Origin of the sequence: Aeromonas sp. R5-4 (genome assembly GCF_040908215.1) — a bacterium.
Classification (GTDB): Bacteria; Pseudomonadota; Gammaproteobacteria; order Enterobacterales; family Aeromonadaceae; genus Aeromonas; species Aeromonas veronii.
The window spans coordinates 173,451-188,920 of record NZ_JBFODG010000013.1 but is presented as its reverse complement, the minus strand read 5'-3'; the positions used below and the strand labels follow the sequence as shown (position 1 = coordinate 188,920).

Below are 15,470 nucleotides of genomic sequence, written 5' to 3'. Positions count from 1 at the left end.
ACTTGGTTTCGATCCTCGCCTGTTATCTACATTATTTCCTGGTGGTTATCGGCTGCCGGCTTCCTTGCAAGGCTGGGCCAATTAACCCATTGCTTTTCATGAGAAGAATTGACTTTTACCAGTCCCTTGTCAATTGCCATCAGGCCGCATTGCCACACATCTCCATTAAAAAATGCCGCTTGTTGGCAATCGATCGCCGCGAGCTCCAACCAGGCGTTTTGCTGGCATTTTTCACTGAGCTGAATGGCTCCCGACAGGGCGAGATAGCAGAGGTCAAACAGGCCATTGTGATCGAGCGCGGTCGCCGCTTTCGGCAGGAAGGGGTGACTGACAATCCCGAGGCTGATCTGGCGATCCAGCGGATAGTTGCAAGGGAAGGCGGCGATGGCGGTCAGCAGGTCTCCCGCCAGTTGATGCAGGTTGGTGACGTGGCGCTGTGGCACCACATAGAGCATGTGTCCTTCACGCAAGTCATAGATACGGCCATCTTGCGGGGTCAGGGTGTCCATATAGGCACCGAAGGCCTGCTCGATTTCTCTGCTGGCCTGATAGCCGTGGCGCTCCAGCGTGTTGACCAGGAAAGGCACCCGGAACAGCAGATAGTGCAGCTTGTCATCGAACTCGCTGGAGGGCTGTTCACTGAGGTACCAGCGATCCGATTTCAGCTGGCGCTTTGCCATCTCCCGCGGCCAGCGGTTCATCAGCCGCTGCCAGTTGGCCAGCCCCGAGCGTGGCTCGATCAGCAGGGCTTCATTGGTCCGTTTCAGTTGCAGGCGGGCAGTACGCAGCTTGAGCCAGAGGGTGAAGAAGAGGTAGATAAAAAGCGCCAGCAGCAGGCTGGTGGTGATACTCGACCAGAGATAGCGCTCCTGCTGATGCTGGCTGTTGTTAAGTCGCTGCTCCAGCTCCTTGATATGTTGCACCCGCTCGACCTGGACATAGTTGTCGCGGATCGCCGCCTGCTCCATAGCCTGCTCCTGCTGGCGCACCTCCTCGCCAAGACGGTGGAAGCGCTTGTAGCTGTCGAGTGCCTGACGCAGATACCCCTTCTGCTCATAGGCAAGCGACAACAGGCGGAATACCTCGTACTGACGGCGAGTATCGCCGAGCTGATTGGCCAGCGCGCGGGCGTTCTCCAACTGCAGAATGGCGATGGCGGCCTCCTGCTTCTTCAGATAGAGCTCGCCGAGCAGCAACAGGGTATCGATCAGCGGCTCTTTGGCATCGCTCAGCTCATGGGACTGACGGGCCGCATTGAGGTAGTTGCTGGCCAGCGAGAGGTTGCCGCTTTGCAGGTAGGTTTTGCCGATTTCGTATTTGAGCAGGGAGGCTTGTGGTCGGTTGCTCCCTTCATCGAGCAGATCCAGCGCATTGAAGAAGTAGACCAGCGCCATATTGAGGTCGCCCTGCTCGCGGTTGAGTCGCGCCAGCACCATCAGGGAGTCGCACAGCAGGGAAGGGTTGCCGATGGAGTGGAAGTAGTTGGCCGCCTCATTGGCATACTGCAGCGCTTTCTGGGGCTCCTGCTCCTGCTGATAGAGTTTGACTATCTGGTTCGACAGCAGGCCGAGAAAGAGCGGGTCGTTGAGGCTTTTGGCCTGTTGCTGGGCATCGATATATTCCCCCAGCGCCAGCTGTGGCTGCTGCAGCGCGCGATAGAGGTCGCCGCTGATGGCGCTGACCCAGGCACTGGCGAGGGGATTGGGGGTCTTGGCGGCCCAGATCCGCGCATCTGCCAAGTGGGCCTTGGCATCATCGAAGTGCTGGTTCTCGATGTCGTAGCTGGTGCGTTGCAGGCGGCCATAGATCTGCAACTGGCTCTGCTTGAGCGTGGGGACGGCCAGCTGCTCGTCCAGTTGATCCATCAGGGCGCGGCTGGTGCTCTGGTTATCCGGTTTGAGGGCCTGACTGCGGATCTTGAGATAGAGGCCGTGGGCCTTGAGTTCCGGTTGCCGCTCTTTGTCTGCCAGCGCCATCGCCTTGTCGAGCGCTTGCTGGGTGGCCTGATATTGGCCCAGTTGCAGCAGGCACTCTCCTTTGAGCAGGTGGGCGCCTATGGTCTGGGCCGCCGTGCTGTAGCTCAGGATGGGCTCGCGATAACCGAACTCCTGGCGATTGCTGATGATTTGCTGGGGATTATTGGCTGCGCGCGTCAGGAAGGCGGTGGTGATCTGGACGCATCTGGCAGGATCGGTCAGTACCATCGATTGCGCTTGTTGCAGATCGATAGAGAGTTGCTCCTTGTCCAGATCCAGATTCGGAGCTGACAGGGAGGACATCATCATGGCCAGAAAAAACAGTTGATTCATTGGATTAAGGACGGCGCAGAGGTGTTGGCATGTTATCCAAGCCCCCCCCTGCGAGTCCAGCGTTTACTGTGGTTTGCTGGTGGCCGGCAAGTGGGTTTCGTCTGGATTTTATTATCCAGCCCCCTTATCCCAGCTGCGTAAAGCATCGATTGAAACCTTTTTACCAGTCATGGAGGGCAGTGCGACTGCCCTCTCTGTCGCAGCTCGACTTTATTGGCGGATCAGACGCAGGTTGGCGGGCACGGCTTCGAAATCGGAGCGGAACGGGTTGATGTCGAGGCCGCCGCGGCGGGTATAGCGGGCATAGACGGTCAACTGTTCAGGCTGGCAATAGTGCTTGAGGTCGATAAAGATCCGCTCGATGCACTGCTCGTGGAACTCGTTGTGCTGGCGAAACGAGATGAGATAGCGCAGCAGCTTCTCCCGATCGAGTTTCGGCCCCTTGTAGCGGATCACCACAGAGCCCCAGTCCGGTTGGCTGGTGACCAGACAGTTGGATTTGAGCAGGTGGCTGTGCAGGGTCTCCTCGACCAGCTTGCTACCGGCTGCCCCTTGCAGCAGGGACGCATCAAACTCGTAATTGTCTACCTCGATATCCTGCTCATCGATGCACTCGCCAGGCAGCTGGGCAATCTGGTGCGGCGCCTTGTCGAGGGGGAACAGGGTCACCTTGACGGTCTCGCCCGCACAGGCACTCAGATCCTTGGTCAGCATGGCGGCGACTGCCTCGATAGAGTCGCAACGGGTCTGGTTGAAGGAGTTGAGGTAGAGCTTGAAGGATTTGGATTCGATCAGGTTCGCACTGGTGGCAGGAATGGTCACTTCCCCCACCGCTACCATCGGCTTGCCCTTGGCGTTGAGCCAGGAGAGCTCATAGAGGGTCCAGACATCGCAACCGCTAAAGGGCAGATCATCGCCCAGCTGGAGATCATCCCGGTTCAGGCTGCGGGGAACCGGCTGCAGCAGGGAGGGGGTGTACTGGCTGATGTAATCGGATTGCTGGCCCAGGCTCAGGCCGGTCAGGGCGCTGGCCCCGGCGTATCTATCTTGTTTGCTCACAGGGTTGCTCACGTAATGTGCTCATGATGAGTGGAATGAAACAGGCCATTGCTGGGCCGGATGGTTGCAGCCGTTTGGCTTGGGCGTCGGCCTCTCTGTATCCCAGGTTCTGTTTCTCGGGTCGCAAGGTCGGCTGGCAACCTTGTCTGTTACCGAGTTTGGTGGTGCAATAGCGGACTTTGCCAGCAATTGTGGGGATTTTCGATGTCGGATCAAGTTTTGTCTGCCCTGGAGCACTTTTTTGCCCGCTGGCAACGGGATGGCGAGGCCAGACGAGGCCTGCCCCTGTGCGAGTGGGAGGCGGACTGGCGTTCCCCCTGCCAACTTGGTGAGCCTGCCGATGGTCTGGTTGCTTGGCGTCCTCACCATCGCTCCGAACCCGCCGATTTTACGGCTATGGCCGATGCTCTTGAGCTGACGATTCATCCCAGCGCCATCGCCCTGTTCGGGCACTGGTTCAGCCGCCCCATCCCCTGCCTTTTCAAGGGGCTGCGCCTTGAATTGATCCTGCCGTGGAACGACGCGGATCTCGACCTGCTCAGGGAGAACCTCATCGGCCACCTGCTGATGCTGCGCAAGCTAAAACGCCCCCCCTCCATCTTTATTGCCACCACCCGCAACGAGATGACGCTCATCTCGCTGGATAACGAGAGTGGTCAGGTGTGGCTGGAGTGGCTCGACTCCGGCCGCCGTCTGCCGCTGGCGCCCTCTTTGCCAACGTTTCTGGAACGGCTTGAGACGTTGCCGCAATAGCACCTGTTCGAGCCAAGGTTACTCATCGGAACGAAAAGAGCCTTGCCATGCGGCAAGGCTCTTTTTTATGGGGTTGCGTACAGGGAACGCGCTTAATCCTTGAAATCCCAGGAGAGGTTGGAGACCAGGCGGCAGCTGTCGCACTTGAAGTCGAAGATCTCGTGCAGTGGCGCTGCCAGCGCCCACTCACCGCCACAGCTGGGGCAGGGGCGCGCCTTCTCCTCGGCCGCGCTCAGCCCGCCCACCCGGTAGAGGTAGTAGTAGGTGGGGATGCCGCTCAGCACTTCCAACCGTTTGGCCAGATCGCTGCCGCGCCGGTAGAGGCGGCTGCCCACTTCGCCGATTTCATGCAGCGCCGCATGTTCGGCGATGGAGCCGTTCATCTGCAACTGATCGCACGCCTCCCAATCCTCTTGCCACTTGATGATCTGTTTCTGATCGCCGTTGGCGACCGCGGGCAGTTGGTAGAGCGGAATGGGGGCGAAGTGGTCGCCACAGCGCAGCGGCGAGCAGGTGTGCAGGAAGCTGGTGTAGAGCATCATCCAGCTCGGCCGCTCGCCCTGCTGGCCGCAAGGATCTGTGCTGTCGGAGAGCAGATCCGCCCCTTGCAAATGGAGTTTGGGCGCCAGCAGCCCGGCTTGATTGAGCTGCTGCTCAGCCAGTTTGACCTGCTCGCTCTGGTTGTCAGGGTGCAGGCTATCCTGCTCCGGACAGACCACCCGACTGACGAAATAGCCGTCGTGCATGCTGGTGGGAAACTCCCGCCCGAGGATCTGACCCTGATAACGCAGCATGTCGAGGTAGTTGACGATGGCCCGCTCGGCTTCGCCAAGGGAGGTATCGCGGTAACACTCAAAGCAGAGTTCGACGATATACATGGTTCAGCCTTGCCCCTGCTGGAGGAGCAGGTCGGTCAGGCGATCCACCTTCTGTTCGATGCGTGCGAGCTGTTCGGCGAGTTGCTGCAGGGTGAGCTCCGGCGCTGGCTGGGGCACGGCCTCTGGCAGGAGCTCGCTCTCGGCGGTCGCGATGGGCTGCTGCTTCCACTGGCTCAGCACTTTCAGCAGCTCGGCCATCGGCACGGGCTGGGTAAGGCGGGCCTTGATCATGGCGGTGGTGGGTGTCAGGCCCTTGGCGGCCAGCTCGTTGGCAATTCGGATGATCTCGTGGGCGGACATAAGCATGCTCTGGGTGAGAAGGAGGGATCGATATCGGGGCGGGATCTTAACCAAAGCCAGCAGGGGAGGAAAGGGGCGGGCGGCTTAGCGGGGCTGGCGCAACATCACATCGAGCTGGTCGATCGCCTCGCACCAGTCGGAGTCGTTCCACAGGGCGTCGCGTAGAAAGCTGGCCTGGGCGGCGTTCCAGAAACCGGCCTCCGGCAACAGGGTTTCATTGTCGAGGTGATGGTCGTGCACAAAACGGTGCAGGCTCAGCTCGTCGTTTGCCATCCCTAGCTGGGCAAACAGGGCTGGCAGATCGTGGACAAGGGGTTCCATCTCGTCTCTCCCTTTGTTTAATCCCTGAGATTATAGACAGGCACAGCCATCGGGCGCAGAGACGAGATTGGGGATCAGGCAGAGGGTATGCGATGGGGTGGCAGATCAACGCCCACGACGTGCAGCCCCTGCATCTTGAGGGTGCCCTGATAGTGGCTCTCGCCATCGCTGGAGAATTCAAACTGATAGTGGGTCAGTAGCCGCAGGGGATTATGCGCCAGCTCCCGCCGATGGCGAGCCAGCGACAGCAGTTGCAGATCATGGTGTTGGCAGTAGCGGCGCATGTATTGCCAGGCCACTTCTGCCTGTTGGCGTTGCAGCCAGAACAGGCCGGCTACGGCAATCAGCAACAAAATTCCGAGCATCTCTCCCATAGGCGGGCTTCCTTATCGTGATGTCGATAACCGGGAGTCCTGTTCGGCACTCCCGATCTCCTTTTCTATTTCCCGCCGTGTTGCCTCGTGGCGTGAGGGGGAGGCGAGGGATCAGGCCGAGGCAAACAGACGGCCGATGGCCTTGCCCAGCGCATCGCTGCGCTCGGGGTCACGCAGTCTGGCTAGCATATCATTGCGCAGGGCCGGTAAAGTGACCAACTCGGCAAAAACCTGATTGAAGAACTGGGTCGGTTGCAGTGCCAGTTGTTCCAGATAGTGGCTGAGCAGATTGGCATCTTTCAGATCGGGCCAAAGCCGGCCCGCAATGGCGAGCAGTAGCGCAGGGCTCGGCTGGGTTTGCAGCAGGGTCAGCAGCTTGTTGGTGCGCAAAGTGCTGCCGGGGCAGGAGGCCATCGCGCGGCAGAGATAGGCCAGGGTCTCCGGGTTGGGGGCGGCGCACTCCTGCTCTTTGCCGATCCGCTCGAGCAGGGCGCCTTGTACTGCCGGCGGCAGCGGGGCGTTTTCAAGGCTCTGGCAGAGGGCATAGAGCGGCTCTTGCGGCAGTTTGGGCAGCGCCTTGCAGATCAGCGCCAGATTGCGCTCATCATGCAGTCGCTCGGCCAGGTCGGCAAAGCCCTGCAGCCCCAGAGTCTGCCAACCGGTATCGTTGGGGGCGGCCAGATAGTGGCAGAGGGCATCGTAATAGGCGGAAGGGGCCTGCTCCAGCTGGCGCGCTAGTTTGGCGTGCAGACTGGCCATTTTTGCCTCCGCCGGGCGGAAGGTGTAGGGATTGTCGGCCAAGCGCTGGGCTTTTTCCTCGTCCAGATCGCCGGTGAGCTTGTAGCCCAGAGTCTCCACCACCTGATCCATGAACAGCTTGGGACCATTTGACATCAGCAGGCCGCGCTCATCGAGGGCGAATTTGAGGAACCAGAGGTAGTGGCGAGACTCGCTCGGCTGGAAGAAGTGCACACCGAGCCAGGCGTGCTGTTGCAGCGGCCAGGGATAGGGCTCCTGCTGCTGTTCGATGCGGACAAAGGTATCGCTTGCCAGTGACCGCACCTGGCGGCCCATGTCAAACAGCTGGAACTGGGTGCCAGCCTGAGTCAGAAATTCGGTCAAGGTATTGATGGCAGTAGGCGTCGCAGACATGGTGAGATCCGGCTAATGGTGATGCGGGCCGATTATAAGGCCCTTGCCGAGGATAGCCAGTGGCAGCAGACGTGCGCTGCGGCAGATATCAACATGGCAGCCATGCGGGGGGAGGTGTATAGTATCGCCCTTTTTTAAAGGCGGCAGGCCGCGCTGGTTGCCGTGTGTGTCGTTGACCCGGCTGAACCGCCGGTGCTGTGCGACTGAATGTATCGGCATCCTGGCTGACCCTGTCGGGTCGGCGGATCAATTTGTGGTTATGAGGAAGAGAGCGAGATGAATCAATATTTGCTGGTAGCTGGCCTGTTGGGGGAACTCACCGCCGAGTTGCAGCGCCTTGAGCGCTGGCAAGCTGACCATCCCGGTGACGAAGCCCTGGCAAGCACCCTGCCTTTTTGTGTCGATACCCTGAGCTTTGATCAGTGGCTGCAGTTCGTGCTGATCCCGCGCATGGAGCAGCTGGTGATGTTGCAGGCGCCACTGCCCACCAGCGTCTCCCTTTATCCCATGGCCAGCGAAGTCTACAAAGAAGATCTGGCCGAAGCAGAAGCGCTGCTGCGCCTGATCGCCCGCTTCGACCTGCTGCTTTCCGGCAAAGTGATCGAACAATGATGCCAGATCAAACCCGAGAAGAGAGTGACTTGAAGCTGACCCTGCTCTATCAGGATGAGTGGCTGGTGGCGGTCAACAAGCCGTCCGGTCTACTGGTGCACCGCAGTTGGCTCGACAAGGGCGAGACCCGTTTTGCCATGCAGATGACCCGGGATCTCATCGGTGGTCGCCATGTCTATCCGGTGCATCGCCTCGATCGGCCCACCTCCGGTGTGCTGCTGTTTGCGCTCGATCCGGTGATTGCCCGCGCACTGACCGAAGCCTTTACCCAACGTCAGGTGCACAAGGAGTATCTGGCATTGGTGCGTGGCTGGGCGCCCGAGCAGGGGGTGATCGACTATCCCCTCAAGGAGCAGCTGGACAAGATTGCCGATGCCATGAGCAACCCGGATCGTCCGGCACAGGATGCCGTCACCACCTTCCGGCGCCTGCATCAGGTCGAGCTGCCCCATGCAGTCTCCAAGAAGCACCCCACCAGTCGTTACAGTCTGGTCAGATTGTTCCCGAAGACCGGCCGCAAGCATCAGCTTCGTCGTCATATGGATCACCTGTTCCACCCCATCGTCGGGGATACCACCCACGGGGATGGGCGCCACAACCGTTTCTTTCGCGAGCACTTTGGCTGCGAACGGCTGCTGCTGGTGGCCCGCACCCTGAGTTTTACCCATCCGGTGCTCAAGGTGCCGATGCGGATCCAGGCGCCGCTCGGTCAGGATGTGCTGCGCCTGTTTGCCGAGCTGGGCTGGCCCGCCAGCGAGAGCGACTACTAAGCGCCTGATCCTCAGCCTTGAACCGGTGGCATCTGACGCCAGCTTGCTGATAGAGTTGCTCAAAAGAGTGACTCAAGCAGGGAGAGGAGAATGGCGCAGATCGATATCGTGGTAGGAACTGTCTACGGCGCAGCCATGCTGGTGGCCGAGACCTTGGCAGATGAGCTGGAGCGCAAGGGGCATCACTGTTCTCTGCACGAAGAAGCACGGCTGGCGGACATAGACCCCGGCCGTTTTTTATTGCTGGTCAGTGCCACCACCGGGCAGGGGGACATTCCTCCCAATCTGCAGCCCTTTGCCAGCGAGCTGGCTGACAAGGCGCCCTGGCTCAAGGGGCTGCGGTATGCCCTGATTGCCATGGGCGACAGCAGCTATGACCATTTTTGTGGCGCGGGCCATCGGCTGGACGGGTTGCTGCAAGAGCTGGGCGCCACGCGAGTGATTCCCCCGCTGGAGCTGGATGCCACCGTGCACGATGAACCCGAACAGGTGGCACTCAGCTGGCTGAAAAAGTGGGATATTCAGCCCTGAATATTCTCTGAAATAGAGCCATATCAATCCCCTGATCCTTAACCGGCAGGGGATTGTTATTTGCACAAATGTCATCTCACTCAGCAAGCTTATTTCCCACTCTTATTGTCGATAGTGGCGGAGGGATATTTTCCCCTTTTGGCATTCCATCGGCGGAATGGTTTCAAGCGCACCGCAGACCCGTCCTTCAAATAAAAGTTCAATCTTGAAAGCGATCTCAGTCATGTTTTTGTCATTCGAACGTAAAATAATGACTTTGGTTCAGTCGCGAATTAATTACTGGTAACGCTTTCAGGTTTGCTTTAATTGCTGATTTTGTTGCTTTGTTAGTCATGTATTGCCTTATTTGTCTGTTTTTTACCTGATTGTGTTGTGGCGATCGTTTGCCGAGCGATTTGTCGCCATTTTGTGAGTCGCTTCATATTTGTCGTGAAACACGCTCCCTATAATCAACCTCGGTTATCACCAACAGGATTACATGGTGATAAGAAGTTGAATATTCAGGATCACACTCCTCACTGCGGGAAATAAGGAATATGACAATGAAAATGAAGTGGCTCCCGATTGCAGCAGCTGTTACTGCCGCCCTGGCTTCCCAAGCCGCCTTTGCCGTAGATTTCCACGGTTACTTCCGTTCCGGTGTCGGTGTTTCCGGCGACGGCGACATGGTTAAATACAACGTCAATAAAGTTGGCCGTCTGGGTAACGAAAATGATACCTACGGTGAAGTGCAACTGGGTCAGGAAGTATTCAACAAAGATGGCAAGACTTTCTATGTTGATTCCATGTTTGCCATGGCTTCCAACGGTTCAAACGACTGGGAAGGTACCGGTACGGTTTGTAACTTCGATGCCAAGCAGTGCAATGGTGATTCTGACTTCGCTCTGCGTCAGTTCAACGTACAAGCCAAAGGCTTGCTGAACTTTGCTCCTGAAGCAACCCTGTGGGCTGGTAAGCGTTACTATCAACGCCATGACATCCACATCTCCGACTTCTACTACTGGAACATCTCCGGTGCTGGTGCTGGTATCGAAGGCATCCAGGCTGGTCCGGGTAAAGTCTCTTTCGCATGGGTACGTAACGACCGTAGCGCAAAAGACGTGTTCGGCGAGTACACCAATACCGGTACCAGTGCAGCTCCAAACTACGTGAAGAACGAAGATCTGAACGTCAATACTCTGGATCTGCGTTATGCAGGCATCCCGCTGTGGACCGATGCCTCTCTGGAACTGGGTGTGGATTACGCTCTGGTAAATGAAACCAATGATCAGAAAGCACTGAAGAAAGATCCGCAAGATGGCGTCATGCTGACTGCTGAACTGACCGCAGGCATCCTCGGTGGTTTCAACAAAACCGTGCTGCAATACGGTACCGAAGGTTACTCCAAGACTATGGCTTTCTATGGCGATGGTTCCTGGTACGGTGCTGAAGCCAAAGACGGTGCCGATGGTTTCCGTATCATCAACTGGGGCGTTGTTCCGATGGGCAACTCTTGGGAGATGGGTCATCAGTTGGTCTACGGTGTAGGCAACGAAATGTGGGATGGCAACGACAAGTACGAAACCATGTCCGCTGTTATCCGCCCGATGTACAAGTGGGATGACTTCAACAAGACCATCTTTGAAGGCGGCTACTTCAAGGACAACAACAAGTCTACCAATGGTAGCGAAGACAAAGATGCTGGCTACAAGCTGACCCTGGCACAAGCCTGGTCTGCCGGTTCCAGCTTCTGGGCCCGTCCGGAAATTCGTGTGTTCGCCTCCTATCTGGCTAACGACGAAGACAAGAAAGTCTTCGAAGGCAATACCTCCAAAGACACCTACCAATTTGGTGTTCAAGCAGAAGCTTGGTGGTAAGCAAAAGTTTAAGTTAAGTTAGTGACTGCCCCCTTATGGGGGCAGTTTTGTTTCGCCGGATCACGGCCACCGGATTATGGAGATAAGAAAAATGAAACGGGTAAAGATGTCTATTGCAGCCGTAATCACTGCGCTATTAACTGGTTGTGCCGGAAACATGGTTGTTCCTCTGCAAGAACATGGCTCGATCTTGAGCGATGCAGATCAAGCCAAGCAAGCGTTGGCCAAAGCCTCAAGCTGCTGTGTGGCGTTTAAAGATTTCAGTTATGCCCCCTTGCCTGAAGGTGAGACCTTGCTGGCCATTGATGGCAAGCAACCCACTTTTCAGTTTGATGAGGGGATGAGTTACTTTGCTGCTTATCGCCTGCCGACCAACACCGGCAATCTGGCGATCAGCCTGGCATCACAGGTGAGTAAAACCGTGATGGTGCCCAAGGTCATTATGCTGGATGCCGAGTTCAAGGTGACTCGGGTCCTGGGTGAGTCAGTATTCAGCTATCAGCCTGCTCACTTGCTCGATAACGACCGTATCGAAGGACGTGTTTTTGTTGACCGCAGCATGCCTGGCAACCCGGCCAGCGAAACATACATGATCGTTTATGCGCCCGCGGATAAGCTCTCAGGCAGCACAACGATCCTGCATCCATCAAAAGCATTTGCTCGCGCTAATGGTACCGTTGAGCCTGATATCAAGGATCCGGTGATCCCGCACTCCCCGTGGGGCTTGGTGCAGATCAAAGTCAAAGATATGGCCCGTGGAAGTGGTCTTGAAGCGGTATTCAAACCCGAATATGCCGACAAGGTGGCTATGAGCCAGGGTCAGCAGGTTGCAGCGATAGCGACTACCGCAGCCGTTACCACAACTGCAACAGCTGCGGTCGCAGCCAAACCTGCTCCTGCCATGTTGAGTGAAACTGAAGCCTTCTATCAGAGCCAGATCGAAAAAGCAGTCAAGGCGGGGGATATCGACAAGGCGATGAAGCTGGTGAACGAGGCCGAGCGGGCTGGTTCAACCAAAGCAAAAAGCGTGTTTATTGATGCGGTCAAGCGCTCGCAAAAATAGAGTAATACGACCGTTTGCTGGTCAGATATATTTATTGAGGCCTCCCTTGTTGGAGGCCTTTTTAATCGGTAGACTGTAATAAATAAAAATCACGCCGTTACATTGAGTTACAATGAGTTTCCATTTGATATAAATGGCATTATTAAAATACAAAGTGAAACTGTTATTTATATGCCTTTGTAATAGAGTGATAATGCAGATTATTAACTTATATCAGATGCGCTTTTTAGCCGCTAAACAAGTTGTGATCTTCCCTCCAAATTCAATATTCCCCCGCCTTCGAAAGCAGCAATTTATGACCCGCTGGGTTATATTCTGATGGTCAAAATAAACAAGCCCGACTCGAAGATATCTGAATGAATCAGTGCTTATTTCATCCAGATAGATCGTTCAGGGACGACAATCCATTCAGGAGCGCACACAATGTTCAAAAATGCTTTCTCTAATCTGCAAAAGGTTGGTAAGGCGCTGATGCTGCCAGTATCAGTCTTGCCAGTCGCAGGTATTCTGCTGGGGGTGGGTGCTGCCCACTTCAGCTGGATGCCGGAAATTGTCTCCCAATTGATGGAGCAAGCCGGTGGTTCCGTATTTGGCCAGATGGCCCTGCTGTTTGCAGTGGGTGTTGCTCTAGGCTTTACCAATAACGACGGTGTATCTGGTCTGTCAGCCATCGTTGGCTACGGCATCATGGTCGCAACCCTGAAGGTCATGGCACCTGTGATGGGTGTTGAAACCATCGAAACCGGCGTGCTGGGTGGTATCCTGGCCGGTGGTATTGCTGCCTGGGCGTTCAACCGTTTCTACAAGATCCAGCTGCCAGAGTACTTGGGCTTCTTCGCGGGCAAACGTGCCGTACCCATCATCACCGGTTTCCTCTCCATCGGTCTGGGTGTCATCCTGTCCGTGATTTGGCCGCCAGTGGGTGGCGCCATCGGTGCCTTCTCTGACTGGGCTGCCAACCAGAACCCGGTACTGGCCTTCGGTATCTACGGCGTGGTTGAGCGCTCCCTGATCCCGTTCGGTCTGCACCACATCTGGAACGTACCGTTCTTCTATCAGGCTGGTACCTGCGTCAACGGTGCCGGTGAAACTGTTCACGGTATCATGACCTGCTTCCTGACTGCTGATGACGCGTCCCGCGCTGCCGGTAACGGCTTCGGTCAGCTGGCTGGTGGCTACCTGTTCAAAATGTTCGGTCTGCCTGCTGCTGCGTTCGCCATCGCTCACGCTGCCAAGCCGGAAAACCGCGCCAAGATCGTTGGTATCATGGCCTCTGCAGCCCTGACCTCTTTCCTGACCGGTATCACCGAGCCGATTGAATTCTCCTTCCTGTTCATCGCTCCGGTTCTGTACGCAATTCACGCTGTACTGGCTGGCCTGGCTTATGTGCTGACCAACTCTCTGGGTATCGTACACGGCCACACCTTCTCCAACGGCTTCATCGACTTCGTGGTGCAATCACCGCGTGCCGACAACATGCTGCTGCTGGTAGGTCTGGGTCTGGTTTACGCGGCCATCTACTACGTCGTATTCAGCTTCGTTATCCGTGCCATGAACCTGAAAACCCCGGGTCGTGAAGACGAGACTGCTGAAGAGGCCGTTGGCCAAGGCAAAGACGAGATGTCTGCTGCTCTGGTTGCCGCCTTCGGTGGTAAAGAGAACATCGCTTCTCTGGATGCCTGCATCACCCGTCTGCGTGTTGGTGTGAAAGATGTTGCCAAGGTTGACCAGGCTGGTCTGAAGAAACTGGGTGCTGCCGGTGTGGTAGTGGCTGGTTCCGGCGTTCAAGCCATCTTCGGTACCAAGTCCGACAACCTGAAAACCGACATGGACATCTGGATGAAGAGCAACTAATTCTGTTGCCTGAATACCAGAGTTCTTGAAGAGGGAGGCGAAAGCCTCCCTCTTGCTATTTGTGGTTATGGAGCGTGCGAGTCGCTGTAGATCGATCTCGGCAGGAGTCTCGTTGCCCAAGGGGCGATATGTAACGGGATGCCCTATGTTGGCGTTGTGTCTCGCTCGCCTTATCGCACCATCACCAGATCAACCTATCGCCAGATAAAGTCATCCAGTAATCAGCCAATAAAAAGAGCGCCACCTGGGCGCTCTTTTGTCGAGTCGAGGGGATTAGAGTTTCTCCAGATCCCGTTCGATTTCGCTGATCTTGTTTTGTACCACTTTTTCCAGATGGCGCAGGTCGCGCAGGATCTTCTGCTTGATGTCCGGGTCGGCCTGTTGATGGACGCCCTGGGTCAGGTTGTCCAGCTCGTCCACCACATACTTGAGGTTGGCGTTGATCTCGGTGACATCCTTGTACTCATGGGTACCGGAGTCGACCAACATGGTTTTGCGCTGGCGGGGGTACTTGAATTTGACACTCTTGGCGAAGAACTCGCCCTTCTGCTTCTTGAAGTAGATCTTGAGGATGTCGTGGTTGGCCTCCTGGCGCAGGGTGTAGCTGTCGACGGAGGCGGGATCCTGGATCCCCAGGCTCTTCAGATTCTCGTACATCAGGCTTCCTCGGTTTGAAACGATCCTGTCCCATCCATCTTAACCGATGCCTCATGGCTTGCCTGTGACAGGGGCGCCAAAATCAAAAGGGCGCCATCAGGCGCCCTTTCATCACAGCAATGCTGATTACTCGTCGATGGAGCGCAGCAGGGCGTTGATGCCGACCTTGGCGCGGGTTTTGGCATCGACCTTCTTGACGATCACCGCCGCGTAGAGGCTGTACTTGCCGCATTTGGAGGGCAGGGAGCCGGAGACGACCACGGAGCCAGCCGGTACGCGGCCGTAGTGGATTTCGCCGGTTTCACGGTCATAGATGCGGGTGGACTGGCCGATAAAGACGCCCATGGAGATGACGGAACCTTCCTCGACGATGACCCCTTCAACCACTTCGGAGCGGGCACCGATAAAGCAGTTGTCTTCGATGATGGTCGGGTTGGCCTGCAGCGGTTCCAGTACGCCGCCGATGCCGACGCCGCCGGAGAGGTGGACGTTCTTACCGATCTGGGCGCAAGAGCCGACAGTAGCCCAGGTATCGACCATGGTACCTTCGTCAACAAAGGCGCCGATGTTGACATAGGAGGGCATCAGCACTGTATTGGGGGCGATAAAAGAGCCTTTGCGGGCCGTTGCCGGCGGCACCACGCGCACACCCGCTTCCTTGAACTGCTCGGCTGTGTAGTTGGAGAACTTGAGGGGAACCTTGTCGTAGTACTGGGCATCGTCGCCCTTGATGATGCCGTTGTCGTTGATGCGGAAGTAGAGCAGTACCGCTTTCTTCAACCACTGATGGACAACCCACTCACCGGCGATCTTCTCGGCAACCCGTGCCTTGCCAGAGTCCAGCAGGTCGATGGCTTGCAGGATGGCGGACTTGGTGGCGCTATCCACGGAGCCCGGAGTAATGGTGTCGCGGCGCTCGAAGGCCGCTTCAATGATCTGTTGCAACTCGGTCATGACAGGTTTCCTTTAAAAAATTCTGTT

The 15,470-nt window shown here is 56.7% G+C and carries 16 protein-coding genes; 7 read left to right on the top strand and 9 right to left on the bottom strand.

What is annotated here, in order from left to right:
- Positions 1 to 26 precede the first annotated feature (26 nt).
- Both AB5Y83_RS05230 and queF read right to left on the bottom strand, forming a co-directional pair.
- A complete protein-coding gene (locus AB5Y83_RS05230) occupies positions 27 to 2,309 on the bottom strand; it encodes a hypothetical protein (RefSeq protein ID WP_005338609.1) in 2,283 nt (760 codons plus the stop codon).
- Between the two features lie 210 nt (positions 2,310 to 2,519).
- Positions 2,520 to 3,368: an NADPH-dependent 7-cyano-7-deazaguanine reductase QueF gene (gene queF / locus AB5Y83_RS05225; protein WP_204420413.1), complete on the bottom strand. Its 849-nt coding sequence runs from the start codon at positions 3,366 to 3,368 to the stop codon at positions 2,520 to 2,522.
- 204 nt (positions 3,369 to 3,572) lie between these two features.
- Here queF and syd point away from each other — a divergent pair, with 204 nt between their 5' ends.
- Entirely contained in the window at positions 3,573 to 4,121 is a 549-nt protein-coding gene (gene syd / locus AB5Y83_RS05220) for a SecY-interacting protein (RefSeq protein WP_368174814.1), read from the top strand.
- A gap of 92 nt (positions 4,122 to 4,213) precedes the next feature.
- Here syd and AB5Y83_RS05215 read toward each other — a convergent pair whose 3' ends face one another.
- The 5 genes from AB5Y83_RS05215 to AB5Y83_RS05195 all read right to left on the bottom strand — a co-directional run bounded on the left by AB5Y83_RS05215 (position 4,214) and on the right by AB5Y83_RS05195 (position 7,146).
- Positions 4,214 to 4,999 (bottom strand): Zn-ribbon-containing protein, encoded by a 786-nt coding sequence (locus tag AB5Y83_RS05215; RefSeq protein ID WP_368174813.1) that lies wholly within the window; start codon positions 4,997 to 4,999, stop codon positions 4,214 to 4,216.
- A 3-nt stretch (positions 5,000 to 5,002) separates the two neighbouring features.
- Positions 5,003 to 5,299 (bottom strand): DNA-binding protein, encoded by a 297-nt coding sequence (locus tag AB5Y83_RS05210; RefSeq protein WP_069554282.1) that lies wholly within the window; start codon positions 5,297 to 5,299, stop codon positions 5,003 to 5,005.
- 84 nt (positions 5,300 to 5,383) lie between these two features.
- Positions 5,384 to 5,620, bottom strand: a complete 237-nt coding sequence (locus AB5Y83_RS05205) for a DUF2789 family protein (RefSeq protein WP_005338602.1) — start codon at positions 5,618 to 5,620, stop codon at positions 5,384 to 5,386.
- 74 nt (positions 5,621 to 5,694) lie between these two features.
- Positions 5,695 to 5,994 carry a DUF3301 domain-containing protein gene (locus AB5Y83_RS05200; protein WP_005338600.1) on the bottom strand — a complete coding sequence of 100 codons (300 nt, stop codon included), beginning with the start codon at positions 5,992 to 5,994 and terminating at the stop codon, positions 5,695 to 5,697.
- Positions 5,995 to 6,105: 111 nt separating this feature from the next.
- On the bottom strand, positions 6,106 to 7,146 hold the full coding sequence (locus AB5Y83_RS05195) for a DUF3549 family protein (RefSeq protein ID WP_128836320.1): 1,041 nt from the start codon (positions 7,144 to 7,146) through the stop codon (positions 6,106 to 6,108).
- Positions 7,147 to 7,422: 276 nt separating this feature from the next.
- Here AB5Y83_RS05195 and AB5Y83_RS05190 point away from each other — a divergent pair, with 276 nt between their 5' ends.
- The 6 genes from AB5Y83_RS05190 (at position 7,423) to ptsG (ending at position 13,832) form a co-directional block, all read left to right on the top strand.
- Positions 7,423 to 7,758, top strand: a complete 336-nt coding sequence (locus AB5Y83_RS05190; protein WP_005338596.1) for a YqcC family protein — start codon at positions 7,423 to 7,425, stop codon at positions 7,756 to 7,758.
- Positions 7,755 to 8,528, top strand: coding sequence for a tRNA pseudouridine(65) synthase TruC (truC, locus tag AB5Y83_RS05185; RefSeq protein WP_041202291.1), 774 nt, complete (start codon positions 7,755 to 7,757; stop codon positions 8,526 to 8,528). The genes AB5Y83_RS05190 and truC overlap by 4 nt, the downstream gene beginning before the upstream one ends.
- Positions 8,529 to 8,618: 90 nt before the next feature.
- Complete coding sequence (locus AB5Y83_RS05180; RefSeq protein ID WP_236319387.1) at positions 8,619 to 9,059, top strand: flavodoxin; 441 nt, start codon at positions 8,619 to 8,621, stop codon at positions 9,057 to 9,059.
- A gap of 542 nt (positions 9,060 to 9,601) precedes the next feature.
- On the top strand, positions 9,602 to 10,915 hold the full coding sequence (locus AB5Y83_RS05175; RefSeq protein WP_005349751.1) for a maltoporin: 1,314 nt from the start codon (positions 9,602 to 9,604) through the stop codon (positions 10,913 to 10,915).
- Between the two features lie 91 nt (positions 10,916 to 11,006).
- Complete coding sequence (locus AB5Y83_RS05170; protein ID WP_005358661.1) at positions 11,007 to 11,978, top strand: MalM family protein; 972 nt, start codon at positions 11,007 to 11,009, stop codon at positions 11,976 to 11,978.
- A 423-nt stretch (positions 11,979 to 12,401) separates the two neighbouring features.
- Positions 12,402 to 13,832: a PTS glucose transporter subunit IIBC gene (gene ptsG / locus AB5Y83_RS05165; protein WP_005338586.1), complete on the top strand. Its 1,431-nt coding sequence runs from the start codon at positions 12,402 to 12,404 to the stop codon at positions 13,830 to 13,832.
- Between the two features lie 273 nt (positions 13,833 to 14,105).
- On the opposite strand, the gene AB5Y83_RS05160 is transcribed toward ptsG, so the two are convergent.
- On the bottom strand, positions 14,106 to 14,489 hold the full coding sequence (locus tag AB5Y83_RS05160; protein ID WP_005338583.1) for a DUF3461 family protein: 384 nt from the start codon (positions 14,487 to 14,489) through the stop codon (positions 14,106 to 14,108).
- 126 nt (positions 14,490 to 14,615) lie between these two features.
- Positions 14,616 to 15,443: a 2,3,4,5-tetrahydropyridine-2,6-dicarboxylate N-succinyltransferase gene (gene dapD, locus AB5Y83_RS05155; protein ID WP_005338581.1), complete on the bottom strand. Its 828-nt coding sequence runs from the start codon at positions 15,441 to 15,443 to the stop codon at positions 14,616 to 14,618.
- Positions 15,444 to 15,470 lie beyond the last annotated feature (27 nt).